We start from the raw sequence: 15,459 nt of genomic DNA on the forward strand, positions 1-15,459 counted from the left end.
CGGGGAAGACGCGCGCACGATATCACATCAGCCCGGCAGTCCTGCTACGACGCTGCATAGCTGCTCGACCAACTCCGCAAGCGGGCGCGAGCCGTCGACGCGCACGAGCGGGCAGGGCAGGCCGGCAACCCAGGCCTCGTGCGTTGCGAGGCTGCGGCCTTCGCGATCCCCGGCTTCGTAGTGCGAGGCCCATTCGATGAAGGCTTCGGTCTCCTCATGACGCCAGCCGCCGGGCGCGACAGCATCAGCACCGAAATGCGCGGCCTCGCGAGCCCGCAAACGCTTCAACCGTAGTTCGCGCGGCGTGACCACGAAGACGACGAGGTCGAAATACGCGACGAGTTCGTCGCCCCAGCCGCTGGCGGTTCCGCTCAATACCCAGTCGTGCCGCGGCAGGAACATCTCGCGCATCAGGCGCAGGCGCTCGGCGGCGGGGCGCGTGGTCTGGTATGGCGGCACGGTCGGCAGCCAGAAATAGTCGTCGCTGTCGTGATGCGGCAGCGCAAGCCGCCCCGCGAGCGCGCGACCGAGCGTCGTGACACCTGAGCCCGAAGCTCCCATCAGATGGATGCGGCGGCTCTTCATCGGCACCAGGCCAATCGATTTGAAGTTACTGCCCCGAGGGCGTGCGCAGGCCGTGCCAGGCGTCGCGGACCTGCTGGTAGTGCACCTCGGGCAGGTAGTCCGGCGTGTTCAGGCTCAAGGTCTTGACGTCGAGATGGCCGACAGCGCTGAGCAGCGTGTAGGAGGCGATGACGCGGTCGCGCAGCGCGCCGATCAGACGGGCCTTGGCCTGGATCAGATCGGCCTGCGAGTTCAGCACGTCCACCGTCGTGCGCTGTCCGCCGGCGGCCTCGCGCTGCACGCCCTGCAGCGCCACGGTTGCTGCCTTCACCTCGGACTCCGAGGCCGAGACCGCGATCTTGGCGCCTTCATTGGCAACCCACGCGCTCACCGCCGCCGTGCGCGCCTGGTTGCGCACCTGGTCGAGCACGAGCCGGCTCTGCGCCGTGATCTCCTTGGCCTGCCGGGTCTGCGCAGCCGCCTGGCCGCCGTCGTAGATCGGCACGGTGACATTGGCGACGATCGAGGCCTGGTCCTCGGCGAGGGTTCCGACCGTTGGATCGTTGTTGCGGCTCTTGCTGGCGCTCCCCTGGACGCTGGCGCTCGGCAGCAGCGTGCCTTCGGCGACGCGGATGTTGGTGGAGGCGACGTCGACGTCGAAGCCGGCCGCCATCACGGCGGGATGCTGGCGGATCGCCATCGTCGTCGCGTCTTCGCGGCTTTTCGGCAAATAGCGGTCGACGACCTCGGCGGCCCGGAGCTGCGACGGCGGGTTGCCGATCACTTGCGCATAGGTGGCCTGGCTGACCGCGAGTGCAACTTCCGCAGCGTTGAGATCGGCAAGGCCGCGGTTGAGGCGGGCTTCGGACTGGGCAGTGTCGGTCGGCGTGACGTCGCCGGCGTTGAGGCGGCGCTGGGTGACCGCCAGCGTCTCGCGCAGGAACGCAACGTTGGAGCGCTGCGCCTCGACCAGCGACTGGTTGGCGAGCACGTTGGTGTAGGCGGTGACCGCGTCGAGCAGCACGCCCTGGCCGACATTGCGCAGCGCTTCCCGGCCCGACTGCACCTGGAGTTCCGCGGCGCGCACGTTGTTGGCGGTACGGAAGCCGTTGAACAGGGTCTGCGTCACGGTGACGCCGATGATCCACGGCTTCAGATTGGTGGTCTGGATGGTGTTGTCGGGCAGGAGATTGCGCACCGATTGCAGGCCGGCGCTGAGGCTCGCCACGATCTGCGGCCGGTAGCCGGCCAGCGCCTGCGGCACGTTCTCGTCCGTGGCGCGTTGCCGCGCCCGTTCGGCATTGAGCTGCGGATTGGTCTGGTAGGCCTTGGCGAGCGCCTCGGGCAGGGCTTCGGCCCATGCGGCGGAGGGCAGGGCGCAGCAGAGCGCCAGCGTGGTCCATGTCGCAAGTACAGGACCCACGCCCGGTCGACGTCGCGTCATCACGCGACCAGCTCTGGCGGCACGCCCAATCATGTAATCCCGCTCAACCCCGGCTGTCCGCCCCCGCCGACGGCGGCTCTCTTAACTGTTTAGCCAGCCGAGGTCCCGCAGGCAAACTGCCGCGGGGAAAACCCCCATGTATTCCGTGCTTGTTGCAGGTGCGTCACAGGGTTTCTGCGGGAAGACCGCACAGTCTTACACCAGCCTTACCGCGCCGGCTTTAACGGTTCTTGTTCACCGGCTTGCGCTTCTCGATGAACGCAGCCATGCCCTCGGAGCGGTCTTCCAGCGCAAAGGTCGAGTGGAACAGGTTGCGCTCGACGCTCATGCCCTCGGCGAGCGTGGTCTCGAAGGCGCGGTTCACCGCTTCCTTGGCCATGGCGGCCGCGGGGCGCGACATCGCGGCGATCTTCTCGGCGGCGGCCATCACCTCTTCCATCAGCTTGTCCGCAGGCACGATGCGGCTGACGAGGCCCGAGCGCTCGGCTTCCGCCGCATCCATCATGCGGCCGGTGAGGCAGAGATCCATCGCCTTGGACTTGCCGATCGCGCGGGTCAGGCGCTGGGTGCCGCCGATGCCGGGAATGGTGCCGAGCGTGATCTCGGGCTGACCGAATTTTGCGGTGTCCGAGGCGATGATGAAGTCGCACATCATGGCGAGCTCGCAGCCGCCGCCGAGCGCGTAGCCCGAAACCGCCGCGATGGTCGGCTTCCGGCAGCGCGCGACGCGGTCGCCGCCGATCGCGGCAAAGTCCTCGGAGAACATGTCGATGAAGCCCTTCGGCTGCATCTCCTTGATGTCGGCGCCGGCGGCAAAGGCCTTCTCGCTGCCGGTCACGACGATGCAGCCGATGGCGTCATCGGCCTCGAGATCGTCGACGGCGGCGGCGATCTCGCGGAAGACGCCGAAGGAGAGCGCGTTCAGCATCTTCGGCCGGTTCAGCTTGATGATGCCGACCGCACCGATGCTTTCGACGATGATGTGTTCGAACGTGCTCATGCTCCACCCACGCGTTTGATTGGGCGGGCAATGTGCCCGCTGACGCGGATGGCTTCAAGGCCCAAGGGCGGTCCGGAACACGCGGCAAGACGCGAGCTCCGGACGGGACGTGCTAGAAATCAGGCCACGAAACTAGGCCATGAACATCCGCACGGCGGAGGCCAGCGTCAGCAGCGTGCCGACACCGATGAAGATCTTGCCGATCAGGGAGCTTTGGTCCCAGGCCGAGCTTTGATGGCTGCTCGCCATGACAGGTGCCGGCCGCGGCTGCGCGTCGGTCGCGGCGATCACTGCCTTCGGCGCGGGCGGGTTGTCCTGCTGCAGCGTGCGGTCGATGTCATTGAGCTGATCCGGCGCCGCCGCCTGGGTCTCGGCATTCGGGACAGCGGTATTATCCGCCGCCGCCTGCACATTGTCGTTGGCGCGATTGGTCATCGCGGAAGCCGCGGCAGCGGGGGTGTCAGCGGCAGCAAGCTGCGCACGGGCGTTGGCGACCTCCGGCGGCATCTGGCTGGAGGCCTGTGCATTGCTCTCAGCCTTGGCTGGATCACCAGTCTGTGGTGAGGCGGCTTTCTTCTCGGCCTTGTCGTCGGATTTCTGCGCAGTCTTGACGCTGTCCTTGCCGCTGTCGCGATGGCGCGAGGCGTGGCGCCGAGGCTTGGCTGACCTGGCCACATCGGTCTGTTTGCTCGCGCTGTCCGACTTGTCGGTCGCGCTGGGCGCTGCCTGTACAGCGCCGCCGAACATCAAGAAAAGCCCGGCAAGAAGGATCAACGCCGCGTGTCCGCTGGCTTTCATCATGTTGACGATCTCCCCAATTCCGCCCGCCCGGGCCGAACAGAGACCCCGGGGCGTGACGACAGCGGGGCAGAAAATGGGAATCTTCGGGCAGGACGGGGCAAAAGCTTGGCGAACCGTCCTCCCGCGGTGGGAGCGCCGGGTGCGGTCGGAACGGATCGGTGTTATGAGCCCGTCACGGGTTTGACGGCCGCATCGGATGGCGAGGCAAGGTTTTGATCACGAATTCGTGATCTGGCCGGTGCCCGCGTAACAATCTGAAAGAGCGGCCGAATTACATGGTGAGGGCGCGCGTGCGCGGACGTGAGGACGAATGGACCGGCCTGATGCGGTCGGCCATGGCGGGTGATGATGCGGCTTATCATCGCCTGCTGAAGGCGGTCACGCCGGTGCTGCGCGCTGCTGCGAGGCGGGGCCTGGCACGGGCCGGGCAGCCCCCTGATCAGGCCGAGGATATCGTGCAGGAAATTCTGTTGGCGGTGCATCTGAAGCGGCACACCTGGGACAGCGAGGCCCCCTTCGCCCCGTGGCTGTTTGCGATCGCCCGCAACAAGCTGATCGATACGCTGAGGCGGCGGGGCCGGCGGGTTTTCGTCGACATCGACGATTTCGCCGAGACGCTGCCGGGCGAGATGCCGGAGGAGACGGCGTCGGCGGCCGAGGTCGCGACGCAGCTGAACACGCTGCCGCAGCGCCAGCGCGACGTGTTGCAGTCGATCGCGGTCGAGGCCGCCTCGATCAAGGACACGGCGGCAAAGTTTTCGATGAGCGAAGGTGCGGTGCGGGTCGCGCTGCATCGCGGACTTGCAGCACTGACAGCCAAACTGCGGGACCATTAGTCATGGATACCGATCAACTCATTCGCTCGCTGGCGGCCGACAACGCCCACCGCGCGCCGCGCGTCGGCGCCGTGCTGACCATGGCGCTGCTGGTGGCCGCGCCTCTGTCGATCCTGATCTTCGCGACCTTCCTCGGCGTGCGCGCCGACGTGATGAGCGCGATGCACAATCCGTTCTTCGACATGAAGTTCGCGGTCACGCTGTCGCTTGCGATCCCCGCGATCATCGTCAGCCTGCACCTGTCGCGGCCCGAAGCCCTGATGCGCGGCTGGGGCTGGCTGTTGCTGCTGCCGGTCGGCCTGCTCGCGGTCGCGATCGGCAGCGAGGCGATGATGGCGCCGGCGATGCCGATGACGATGCGGCTGGTGGGCAAGAACTCCAGGGCCTGCCTGACGGCCATTCCCGCAATGTCGCTGCCGCTGCTCGCGGGCGCGCTGTTCGGCCTGCGCCACGGCGCACCGTCGCGCCCTGCGCTCGCCGGTGCGCTCGCCGGCCTGGTGTCGGCCGGGCTTGCCGCAACGCTCTATGCCTCGCACTGCACCGACGATTCACCGCTGTTCGTCGCGACCTGGTACACGATCGCAACCGCGCTGGTGACCGCGATCGGCGCTGCGGTCGGCTCGCGGGTTCTGCGGTACTAAATCCGGCGGCTTCAGGCCGCCGGCGTGGTGTTCTGCATGCGGTGGAAGCGCAGCACCTGCTGCGCGGTCGAAGGGCGCAGCGCCTCATAGGTATCGCGCAGCATCAGCATGTCGGTCTGCGAGCCGCCGGAGAGCTTCTCGCGCATCGCGATGATCGCGCGCACGCTCGTCCATTGCATGCCTGCGACCTTGGCGAGGATCATCACGCCCTCGGTGCGGCTCTCGATCATCATGGTCTCGGCAGTCTCGACCGCGACGCCCGCGAGTGCCGCAAGCCCCGCATTGGTCTCGTCGAACTTGCCCTGCTCGGCGAAGGTGGTGACCTGGAATTCGTTGAGGCGGCCGTCCTCATGCAGCGACTTCACCAGCGCGCGCGCCATCTCGGTCTGCCTGGTCATCGCGGCGGCGCGGATCCGCTGGGCCGCTTCCTGGACCACGCTCGAGACCTCGGCCGCGAGCTCAGGATGGGCGGCTTCGAGCTTCCGGCGCACGCTCAGCGAGGCCTTCGCAATCAGCTTCAGATAATGATGGCGCGGCAGGTCGGGCCGCAGGCCGATACAGGTGGCGAGATCGTCGTCGCGTTCGGCGCGCGTGACGAGGTCGGTGAGGCTTCCCTCGGAGAGCTGTGCGCCCGGATTGCTCACGGTCGATTGCACCACGTCCTCGTTGCCGCGCGTCACCAGCACGTCGGTCAACGCTTCCGACAGCACCCGGCGCAGCGAGATCGCCTTCAGATGGGCCTGGCCGCGCGTGCGCGCGATCTCGATCAGGGTCGCCTCGTCCAGTCGTTCCGATTTCGTCAGCACGGGGCCGGCAACATCGATGACCTCGTCGAGCGCGAGCGTGCGGATGATCTTCGGCGGCGCCGCTGCGATCGGCGCGAGGCGGTCGGCGAGCAGGGCGCGAGCCGAGGTCTCGATCTGCTCGATCAGGCACTGGAACACGTCGTCGAACACGTCGAGGTGCTCCTCGGAATAGTCCACCGCGTTGCCCAGGAAGAGATCCGTGACGCGGCGAAGCGTCTCGACCCGGCGCGCAACGGTGCCGTGCGAGAGCGCGGCCTGCAGTTCCTCAAGCAGGTTCTCGGAAGTTTTGGCGGATTTCGATCTCATTGCCCTGTCCTGGAGCGTTTGGTCCGGCCGCCTTTGGCGCGCCGGGGGAAAATGGATTGGTCAGCTCATTGCAATTCGGTTGCGCCCTTGCGCCTTGGCGGAATAGAGCGCGCTGTCGGCGCGCGCGAGAAACGTGTCGGCAGTATCGGCATCGCGCAGCGTCACGACGCCCGCGGAAATCGTCACGCGCATGCCAGCGGAGAACGCGCTCCAGTCGAGATCGGCGACGATGGCGCGCAGGCGCTCCATCATGCGCGAGGCGGCCTCGCTTGTGGTGTCCGGCAGCAGCAGCAGAAATTCCTCGCCGCCGTAGCGGCCAAAGCAGTCGGCCGGGCGGATATTGGCGAAAATGGTGATGGCGAAGGTGCGCAGCACCTCGTCGCCGACGGGATGGCCGTGGGCGTCGTTGATGCGCTTGAACCAGTCGAGATCGATCAGCGCGATCGCGCAAGGCGCGGAGGCCTGCCGTGACTTCTCGATCTCTGCGTCGAGAAGACGCATGATGCAGCGGCGATTGTAGGAGCCGGTCAGCTCGTCGAGTTCGGCCAGTTCCTCGATGCGCCGATAGGCATCCTTCAGCTCGATGCTGCGCCGATACAGGATCTTGCGCAGCGTGGCGCCGAACAGGCCGAGGAAGGCGCACTGGCCGATCACCAGCACGAAGCACAGCATCGAGGCAAGCCGCTGCAGCCTGGTGGTGACCGGCATGCCGATCGGCAGGTCGGAGGCGAGGAACACCGCAGCGAGAGCCGCGGTCGCGACCGCCCAGGTGAACATGGCCTGGGCCGAGGTCATCCGCAGGGTGCCGAAGGCGAAGATCAGGAACAGCACGCTGATGAAGGCGATGCCGATCGTCGGGACCGAGATCAGAAACACGAACTGCAGCGCCATATGCGCCGAGATCTGGAAGACGGTGAGATAGTGGTCGGTGAAGCGGTCGCCGACGCCGGCCTCCGACATCACGACGAAGATGCCGATGATCGAGAGACCGCCGACCCAGAACAGCGACGGCACGTGCATCGCAACGGTGCCGTCATAGCCGTAGAGCAGCAGGACGAAGGCGCCGAGCGAGTAGCTTGCGACCTGGCCGATATACATCTGGCGGCGCTGCCGGGCCCGGCGCATCAGCACCTCGGGCAGGGCCGCTTCGGACGTGAGGACGAGATCCGCGATCTCAGCGGCATTCCTCTCCGGAAAGGACGTCGCGGCCGTGCTCATGGTCCCGCCAATGGTGGAGCTCAGCCCAAAAATCTACGTGGCAAGCCTTTAGGTTTGGTATCCTTTGCAACCGAATCCGAACCGTGCAACGCAGAACAGGGTGAGATCGTCCGGCAGGGGATTTTTGCCGGCAATTAGGCATCGTTTGCGATGCGGTCGAGCCAAAGCTGGGCTTCGTGAGACATACGTCGTGCAGGACTGCTATGGAACCGGACCTGGTCGGCCCGCCCATGCCGGGCTGGCGCTCCGCAAGAAAGTGTTTCAGTATTATGTTACCGATCTGGATCGAGGCGGCCAACCGCCGCGGGTGGGACGAGAAAAATACGCGTATGTGTGGTAGATCACACAAGCTCCCGTATGACTGCGGTAAGTTGAACAATTTTGCCCCTCCCGTCGAACCGTCCGCCGTATCGACCCGACCAACTTTGCGAGACGGGCATTGAGCGTGACACAGGCGGCTTCGGACGAGGTCCTGATCGCCAGGATCGCTCAAGGTGACCGGCTCGCCATGCAGGTGCTGTACGGGCGGCACCACGTCAGGGTTTACCGGTTCGGGCTTCGGCTCGTGCGGGACGAGCAGGCGGCGGAAGACCTCATCAGCGAGGTGTTTCTGGACGTCTGGCGTCAAGCCGGCAAGTTCGAAGGCCGATCCGCCGTTTCCACCTGGCTGCTGGCAATCACCCGATTCAAGGCCCTCTCGGCGCTCCGGCGCAGGAAGGACGTTGGGTTGGACGAAGAAGCTGCCAACGCGATCGAGGATTCGTCCGACGATCCGGAAATCGCGGTGCAGAAAAAGGATACCAGTGAAGCGTTGCGTGAGTGTCTGACGGGCCTCACGCCGGAACATCGGGAAATCGTCGATCTCGTCTACTACCACGAGAAGTCCGTGGAAGAGGTGGCTGAAATCGTCGGCATTCCGGAGAACACTGTAAAGACGCGCTTGTTCTATGCGCGCAAGAAACTGGCCGAACTGCTGAAGGCAGCCGGCGTTGAGCGAGGCTGGCCATGATGGCATTGAGCAAGAAGATGCTGGAGCAAGAGCCCAGTGAAATTGAACTGCTGCTGCCCTGGCACGCCGCCGGAACGCTGAATGCGCGTGACGCCCGCCGCGTCGAGGACGCGCTGGCGCGTGATCCGGAGCTTGCCAGGCAGTACGCCGCGATCCGCGGCGAGTACGAAGAGACCATTCATCTGAACGAGAGCCTGGGCGCTCCGTCGGCGCGCGCGATGCAGAAGCTGTTCGCCGCGATCGACGCCGAGCCGGCGCAGGTGCCTGCGTCGCTGCCGCTCTCCACGCGCATCTCGACCTTCTTTGCGAGCCTGTCGCCGCGCACGCTGGCCTGGTCGGCGAGCCTCGGCGCCATCGCGCTGCTGCTCCAGGCCGGCATCATCGGCGCGGTGCTGATGAAGACCCAGACCGCGACCTTCCAGACCGCCTCGCTATCGACCGGCGCGCCGATCACGCGCGAGCTTGGTGCATCCGTCGCACCGGCACGCGCGCTGGTGCGCTTCACGCCCGAGGCGCGGGTTGCCGACATCACCGCATTGCTCGACAGCTACCAGGCGTCGATCATCGGCGATGCCAAGGGCGGCATGTTCCGCCTCCAGTTCGACAAGGCGATGAGCCAGGACGAGCTTGCCTCGCTGCTCGGCAGGATGCAGCGCGAGAAGTTCGTCAATCTCGCCGTGGCGGCGCCGTAAGGCGCCCCTGAACCGATGACGCGCAAGTCCGAGAGCAGAGTGCGAGCCGGGGCCTATGTTTCCTCGGCCGGAGCCGCGCTGCTGCTCGCCGCCTGCCTCGGCGTCGAGGTGGCGGAGGCGCAGGCGATCATGCGCACGCCCACGATCAGCGTTCCCTCGCGCACGCCGACCATCTCTCCCACCGTCGCTGCGCGGGCGGTGAGCGTTGGTCGCGGTCCACGCACGGTCACCACCACGACGACAGCGGTCGCACGGATTCCTTCGGCCCGGATCGCGCCGGTGATGCCGGTGCTGCCCCATGTGCGCTACTCGCCGAACCTCTATCCGTCGTGCACGGCCGCCTATCGCGACGCCGACGGCGAATGCCTTGCCGAGCCCAATGCGGGCGGCGAGGGGACCGGGAAATCGGGCAAGAAGAGCGCGAGCAAGGGGCGTGGCAATAACAACACGCCGGTGGCGGTGAGCCAGCGCAGCTTCGCGGGCGAATTCGTCGCCGAGATCGACGGCGCGCTGTCGGTCGCCGAAGCCGACGCGCTTGCGCGCCGCCACGGCCTTGCGCGCGTTGCATCGGAGAATTTCCCGCTGATCGGGGCGACGTTCGGTCTGTTCCGCATCACCGACGGCCGTGCCTCCGAGACCGTGCGGCGCGAATTCGCCGCCGACGGCAGCGTTCGCTCGGTCCAGCCGAACTTCCGCTACCTGCTCCAGGACCAGAAGGCGACGATTCCGACCGAAGGCGATCCGGCGCAATATGCGCTGGCCAAGCTGCGCCTGCCGCAGGCGCATACGCTGGCGCACGGCGCCAACGTCACGGTTGCCGTGATCGATTCCGGCATCGACGCCAAGCATCCCGAACTCGCCAATTCCATCTCCGACAATTTCGACGCGCTCGGCAGCACCGAGGGGGCGCACGTCCACGGCACCGGCATCGCCGGCGCGATCGTGGCGCATGCCAGGCTGATGGGCAGCGCGCCCGAGGCGCGCATCATCGCGATCCGCGCCTTCGGCGGCACCACGGGCGGCGCCGAGAGCTCGTCCTACATCATCCTGCGCTCGCTCAATTATGCCGCCGAGCACGGCGCGCAGATCGTCAATATGAGCTTTGCCGGGCCGAAGGATGCCGTGATCGAGCGCGCCATTGCCGCCACCGCCGCACGCGGCCTGGTGCTGATCGCGGCCGCCGGCAATGCGGGTGCGAAATCGCCGCCGCTCTATCCGGCCGCCAATCCCAACGTGATTGCGGTGAGCGCGACCGACCAGCAGGACAAGCTGTTTACCGCCTCGAACCGCGGCAATTACATCGCGCTGGCCGCGCCCGGCGTCGACATCTTCCTGCCGGCGCCCGACGGGAAATACCAGATCACGTCGGGAACCTCGTTCTCGGCCGCCTATGTCTCCGGCGTCGCGGCGCTGCTGCTCGAGCGCAACTACGCGCTCAAGCCGGAAGCGCTGCGCATGACGCTGGCGAAGACTGCGCGCGACCTCGGTTCACCCGGGCGTGATGATCTGTTCGGCGACGGCGAGGCCGATGCGTTTGCTGCGGTGACGGCTGTTCCCGCCGACAGCGCGACGCCGGTTGCGACTGCGTCCGGTACAACAAAACGTGAAGATGAAGGCAAGCCGCGCGCAGAGCCCGGCATTCGCGCGATCGAGCAACCCTCGCTGTCGAGCGCGGACGATAAAGCTGCGGTTTCTCAGGCGGATAGGCCGGCGGCGCGATAGCCGCTGCGACAACTTTGCGCGCGCGCCAAAGGTTAAAAATTCGAACTCCCGATTTGAACGTTCAGCCTGCTGCCACGACCAAATTATGTGGGAGCGGTCATCCCTCCCCATCAGTCATATCAGGCGCGAGCGCCCATCCACCCCAAGCGCCCATATGGCTCGACCCGTCCGGTTGTCCCCCCGGACGGGTCTTTTCTTTTTGGGCGTCTGTTTCTTTGAAGCGTCGCGTTCGTTCAGCTTGCGGTTGAAGGACCGCGTGCGCGTCGGTCGTCATTGGCGGGTTCGCGCCGCGAAAATCCGCCATGCTTGCGCGAAGCTTGACTCGAAAGTGCAGGAATTGACCGGGCAACTACGGTGTTTTGTGACCAGCACCGTGCAGTTGCTGGACAAGTCAAAACTTTTCCACAAAATATTCATGTCGCTTCTAAATTGATTCGTGTGCGTTGCGTCGCGTCCGTATTTTTCTCCCGACGGGCTGTTTCATGACACATCGCCAAGAGTCTGTTCGTGCCGTGGCCCCTGGCCGCGACGTTGCAGCGCGCTGGTGCGCACTCGCCGAGCAGCGGCTGGAACACCTCTCCGAAATGTTCGAGACCGGACGCTGGCGCCGCTACCACTCCGAGATCGCATTCCTCGAAAACATCCAGGAAGCCAAACGCGCCGTCCAGACCTGGCGGGCGCTCGCCACCGGGGGCGACGTCGCCGCAGCGGCAGCGAGCGTCTCGCCCGCCTTCGGCTGGTCGCCGGCAACCATGCCCCGCGTGTTCCCGCGCGAGGCGCAGACCATGCAGCCCAAGGCCGTCCAGAAGGCCGTCAAGATCGCGCCCGAGACCGCCGTGCCGGCAAAGCTCGCGCCCAAGCTGGAAGTCCTCCCCGAAGTCACGGAAGCCCCGCTCGTACCCCGGGCTCCGGTCTCACCGCGCGTGGCGGCCGCCAGGTTCGCATCTTTCACCGCGCCTGCCGAGGTGCCGCCGCTCAAGGCGCCCGCTGCAAGGGCTCCGCTCTCCGCGCCGACCGTGAAGTCACCGGCCGCCGCGCCCGCCGCTCTGCCGCCGTTCATCGCACCCGCCGTGAAGCCACAGGTCGCGGCCTCCGCAGCGGTGGCGCCGCGTGCCGCCCCTGCCGTGAAGGCACCGGCGGCCCAGCCAGCCGCGATGGCCGCGCTCCTGCCGCAGTTCGCCCCGCCCGCCACCGAGATCGTCGCAGCCCCCGAGCGCGTCGTCGAATTCACCCTCAGCCTCGACGGCCTGCAAGCGAAGTACCCGCTGCTGCGGAACGCGTTCTAGCGCCGCACGGCATTCCCGCCGATCACCACCTGCGCAAAGCGCTGTGCGCCGTCGGCCGACAGGTCGGACGTCACCGCGCGTGCGTGGTCGAGGCCGACCACGGCGCCGCGCGGGGTTTCCGAGATCATGTTGTTGTTGACGAGCGCGGTGCCGGCGCCCGGCACCACGGAGACGCCGACGCCGGCCAGTGCCTTGCGGATCACATTGCCGGTGATCGCGACGTCGCGCAGATATTTGCCCCAGCCGGCGACGATGCCGTAGGAGGGCGCATTCTCGATCACGTTGCCGGTCACGGATGTGTCAGCCTCGATGTAGATGCCGACACCGGCGTCGTCATCAGGCGCGGTGCCGATCGGCCGCTTCGGGATCAGATTGCGGATGATGTTGCCCTGAACCACCGCGATGCGGCCGCCTTCGTTGAAATTGCAGACGGAGACGCCGACGGCGGCGCCGTCCACAATGTTGTTGGCGATCACGGCGGCCTCGAACGCGAACTCGGAATAGAGCGCGACCTCGCGCACGTCGCTGACGCTGTTACCCGTGATGTGGATGTTGGAGGCCGAGTTGCCGCGCACCGCCGAGTAGTCGCAGTTCCTGATCCGGTTGCCGCGCACGATCACGTTGCCGGCGCGGAAGGCGTTGATGGCGTTGCCGTACTGGCCGGAGCCGCCGGGGCCGGCCTTGATGTCCTCGATGCGGTTATCATTGACCAGCGTGCCGTCATCGCCGATCGCGGTGCGCAGGATCTCGATGCCGTTGTCGCTGGTGCCGATGATGGTGTTGCGGGAGACGCCGAGGCCCCTGGCGTCGAACGAGACCACCGCCGTCGCCGCGATCTTGGTGAAGATGTTGCCGGAGATGTCGCCGGACACTTGCTCGAGCCAGATGCCGCTGCCGCCGGAGTTCGCGATCTCGCAATCGGTGATGCGGACGTCGCGCCCGCCGAGGACATGGATCAGCCCGCGCCGCGTCGGCAGCGGAATGCCGCCGCCGTCGAAGGTGATGCCGGTGAGGCTGATCGCGTCAGAGCCGTCGCTCTGGATCGCCGAGGCCCCGCCGGTGAAGATGAGTTTCGTCGCGCCGCGCACGCCGATCAACTGCGCGCCATTCGGCAGCCGCAGCAATCCGGTGCGGTACACGCCCGGCGCCAGCGCCAGCGGCATCTGCGCGCGTGCGGCTTCGTCGATGGCGCGCTGGAGCGCGCGCGTCTGGTCCTCGCTGCTGCCGGGCCGCACGCCATATTGCGTGGCATCGCGGCCGAGCAGCGACGTCAGCGGCGCCGCGCGCGCGGCATCAACAGGCATGGCGAGAGCGCCCGCGATACCGGCGGTGGAAGCTCCGATGAGATGGCGGCGATTGAGGTCCATGACGCGTCCTCCGGCGGACGCGGCGGTCCGCGGAGGATTAGGTAGCGCAGGGCGGGCGGGGGCGCGGGGATTGTTCGCGGTAGGGTTAAATGTTTACCCCAGCGCAGGTGCCGTGGGGGCCGGCGTGTGCCGCCGCTTCCGCGCCAGCCCCACCATCTCCATCAGCATCGCTTCCCCCGCATCCACCAACTCCTCCAGCGTGATGCGCGGCGCGCCCTTGCGGCGCACAGCGCCGCTGCGCGCCAGCAGGGGAATGTGGATGAACGCCGCGAGCTGCGGCCCGCCGGCCTTGACGTTCTCGATCGCACGCCAGCTCAGATAGTTGCAGAGATAGGCGCCGGCATCGCGCGAGGCGCGCGCGTCGATGCCGGTGAGGCGCGCGGCGCGCAGCAGTCTCGCGGTGTGCGGACCGAACATCATCGCGTCAGCGTGGCCGGCAATGCCGCGCTTGCTCGAGCGGGTGTTGGCGGCATCGGGCCAGAGCATGGTGACGGCGTTGCGCGCGCGGGTCTCGACACGCAAATAAGGCGTGCGCGCGGCGAGGCCGAACATCAGCAGCGCATCCGGCTTCTGCTTCGCGAGCACCTCGGGCAATTGCCGGTCCACCGCGGCATAGGTGACCGGGAAGATGTGGCTCGATAGCGCGACATCGTCGAGCGCCGGACGGCGCAATTGCGCCAGCCGCGCCACCAGCGGCTGCGTCGGGTTATGGGGCGCGCCGGGAAACGGCCCGAAGCCGGTGAGCAGAATGCGCAGCTTTTCGCTCATTGCAGCAACCCCAGAATCTGTTCGGCGGCGAGCGCCGGCGTGAGATGGCCGTCGGCCACTTCGGCCTCGATCTTCCGCACCTTCGTGCGCACCGATGCCTCGCTGCGCAGCCGCGCCAGCATGCGCTGCTCCAGCATCGACCACATCCATTTCACCTGCTGGTCGCGCCGCCGCGCGGCGAAATCGCCGGATGCGTTCATCGCCGTGCGGTGATCCAGAACCTTCTGCCAGAGCTCGGCGATGCCGGTGCCGGCCATCGCCGAGTAGGTGATCACGGGCGGATGCCAGTGCTCGGAGCGGGGGCTGAGAATATGCAGCGCACCGCGATAGTCGGCGGCGGTAATGTTGGCGCGCTTGAGATTGTCGCCGTCGGCCTTGTTGATCGCGATCATGTCGGCGAGCTCGACCAGGCCCTTCTTGATGCCCTGCAATTCGTCGCCGCCGCCCGGTAGCATCAAGGCGAGAAAGAAGTCGGTCATGTCGCAGACCGCGGTCTCGGACTGGCCGATGCCGACGGTCTCGACCAGCACGACGTCGAAGCCCGCGGCCTCGCAGAGCAGCATCGCCTCGCGGGTCTTTGCGGCGACGCCGCCGAGCGTGCCCGAGGACGGCGAGGGGCGGATGAAGGCATCGTCGGAGGCCGACAGCCGCGCCATCCGCGTCTTGTCGCCGAGGATCGAGCCGCCGCTGCGCGCCGAGGACGGATCGACCGCGAGCACCGCGACCTTGTTGCCCTGTTCGATCAGATAGGTCCCGAGCGCGTCGATGGTGGTGGATTTGCCGACCCCGGGCGAGCCGGTGATGCCGACGCGAAACGCCCTGCCGGTGTCGGGCAGCAGCATCTGCACCAGCTCGCGCGCCAGTGCCTGGTGGTCGCCGCGCCGGCTCTCCACCAGCGTGATCGCCCGCGCCAGCGCCGCACGGCTGCCGGCGCGCAGGTCGCGGGCGAGGGATTTGATGTCGAGCGTCTTGGGACTGGTCATCGTTGCATGCGAGCGT

The 15,459-nt window shown here is 67.0% G+C and carries 15 protein-coding genes; 6 read left to right on the forward strand and 9 right to left on the reverse strand.

All coding sequences use genetic code 11. The features are described from left to right. Nucleotides 1-27: 27 nt before the first annotated feature. The 4 genes from VGR99_RS16380 to VGR99_RS16395 all read right to left on the reverse strand — a co-directional run bounded on the left by VGR99_RS16380 (nucleotide 28) and on the right by VGR99_RS16395 (nucleotide 3,809). A complete protein-coding gene (locus tag VGR99_RS16380) occupies nucleotides 28-585 on the reverse strand; it encodes a hypothetical protein (protein ID WP_326899779.1) in 558 nt (185 codons plus the stop codon). Nucleotides 586-610: 25 nt separating this feature from the next. Further along, a complete protein-coding gene (locus VGR99_RS16385) occupies nucleotides 611-2,041 on the reverse strand; it encodes a TolC family outer membrane protein (protein ID WP_414645125.1) in 1,431 nt (476 codons plus the stop codon). 187 nt (nucleotides 2,042-2,228) lie between these two features. Further along, on the reverse strand, nucleotides 2,229-3,008 hold the full coding sequence (locus VGR99_RS16390) for an enoyl-CoA hydratase (RefSeq protein ID WP_326899632.1): 780 nt from the start codon (nucleotides 3,006-3,008) through the stop codon (nucleotides 2,229-2,231). Between the two features lie 132 nt (nucleotides 3,009-3,140). Further along, nucleotides 3,141-3,809 (reverse strand): hypothetical protein, encoded by a 669-nt coding sequence (locus VGR99_RS16395; protein ID WP_326899633.1) that lies wholly within the window; start codon nucleotides 3,807-3,809, stop codon nucleotides 3,141-3,143. 290 nt (nucleotides 3,810-4,099) lie between these two features. Between VGR99_RS16395 and VGR99_RS16400 the strand changes: the two genes are divergently transcribed. Together VGR99_RS16400 and VGR99_RS16405 are read left to right on the forward strand one after the other, a co-directional pair. Further along, complete coding sequence (locus VGR99_RS16400; RefSeq protein WP_326899634.1) at nucleotides 4,100-4,645, forward strand: sigma-70 family RNA polymerase sigma factor; 546 nt, start codon at nucleotides 4,100-4,102, stop codon at nucleotides 4,643-4,645. A gap of 2 nt (nucleotides 4,646-4,647) precedes the next feature. Further along, nucleotides 4,648-5,286: a DUF1109 domain-containing protein gene (locus VGR99_RS16405; protein WP_326899635.1), complete on the forward strand. Its 639-nt coding sequence runs from the start codon at nucleotides 4,648-4,650 to the stop codon at nucleotides 5,284-5,286. A gap of 11 nt (nucleotides 5,287-5,297) precedes the next feature. Here VGR99_RS16405 and VGR99_RS16410 read toward each other — a convergent pair whose 3' ends face one another. Beyond that, nucleotides 5,298-6,398 carry a DUF2336 domain-containing protein gene (locus VGR99_RS16410; RefSeq protein ID WP_326899636.1) on the reverse strand — a complete coding sequence of 367 codons (1,101 nt, stop codon included), beginning with the start codon at nucleotides 6,396-6,398 and terminating at the stop codon, nucleotides 5,298-5,300. Between the two features lie 60 nt (nucleotides 6,399-6,458). After that, on the reverse strand, nucleotides 6,459-7,616 hold the full coding sequence (locus VGR99_RS16415) for a GGDEF domain-containing protein (protein ID WP_326899637.1): 1,158 nt from the start codon (nucleotides 7,614-7,616) through the stop codon (nucleotides 6,459-6,461). Nucleotides 7,617-8,055: 439 nt separating this feature from the next. Here VGR99_RS16415 and VGR99_RS16420 point away from each other — a divergent pair, with 439 nt between their 5' ends. The 4 genes from VGR99_RS16420 to VGR99_RS16435 all read left to right on the forward strand — a co-directional run bounded on the left by VGR99_RS16420 (nucleotide 8,056) and on the right by VGR99_RS16435 (nucleotide 12,325). Further along, a complete protein-coding gene (locus tag VGR99_RS16420; protein ID WP_326899638.1) occupies nucleotides 8,056-8,625 on the forward strand; it encodes a sigma-70 family RNA polymerase sigma factor in 570 nt (189 codons plus the stop codon). Further along, a complete protein-coding gene (locus VGR99_RS16425; RefSeq protein ID WP_326899639.1) occupies nucleotides 8,622-9,317 on the forward strand; it encodes a hypothetical protein in 696 nt (231 codons plus the stop codon). The genes VGR99_RS16420 and VGR99_RS16425 overlap by 4 nt, the downstream gene beginning before the upstream one ends. A 15-nt stretch (nucleotides 9,318-9,332) precedes the next feature. After that, nucleotides 9,333-11,039, forward strand: a complete 1,707-nt coding sequence (locus VGR99_RS16430; protein ID WP_326899640.1) for a S8 family serine peptidase — start codon at nucleotides 9,333-9,335, stop codon at nucleotides 11,037-11,039. Nucleotides 11,040-11,551: 512 nt separating this feature from the next. Then, on the forward strand, nucleotides 11,552-12,325 hold the full coding sequence (locus tag VGR99_RS16435; protein ID WP_326899641.1) for a TIGR03809 family protein: 774 nt from the start codon (nucleotides 11,552-11,554) through the stop codon (nucleotides 12,323-12,325). Here VGR99_RS16435 and VGR99_RS16440 read toward each other — a convergent pair. The 3 genes from VGR99_RS16440 to meaB all read right to left on the reverse strand — a co-directional run bounded on the left by VGR99_RS16440 (nucleotide 12,322) and on the right by meaB (nucleotide 15,443). After that, nucleotides 12,322-13,692, reverse strand: a complete 1,371-nt coding sequence (locus tag VGR99_RS16440; RefSeq protein WP_326899642.1) for a TIGR03808 family TAT-translocated repetitive protein — start codon at nucleotides 13,690-13,692, stop codon at nucleotides 12,322-12,324. The two genes, VGR99_RS16435 and VGR99_RS16440, sit on opposite strands and share 4 nt — an antisense overlap. Before the next feature lie 93 nt (nucleotides 13,693-13,785). Further along, nucleotides 13,786-14,460: a pyroglutamyl-peptidase I gene (locus VGR99_RS16445; protein WP_326899643.1), complete on the reverse strand. Its 675-nt coding sequence runs from the start codon at nucleotides 14,458-14,460 to the stop codon at nucleotides 13,786-13,788. After that, complete coding sequence (gene meaB, locus VGR99_RS16450; RefSeq protein ID WP_326899644.1) at nucleotides 14,457-15,443, reverse strand: methylmalonyl Co-A mutase-associated GTPase MeaB; 987 nt, start codon at nucleotides 15,441-15,443, stop codon at nucleotides 14,457-14,459. The genes VGR99_RS16445 and meaB overlap by 4 nt, the downstream gene beginning before the upstream one ends. Between the last annotated feature and the right edge of the window lie 16 nt (nucleotides 15,444-15,459).

This window comes from Bradyrhizobium sp., assembly GCF_035935975.1.
Taxonomy (GTDB): Bacteria; Pseudomonadota; Alphaproteobacteria; order Rhizobiales; family Xanthobacteraceae; genus Bradyrhizobium.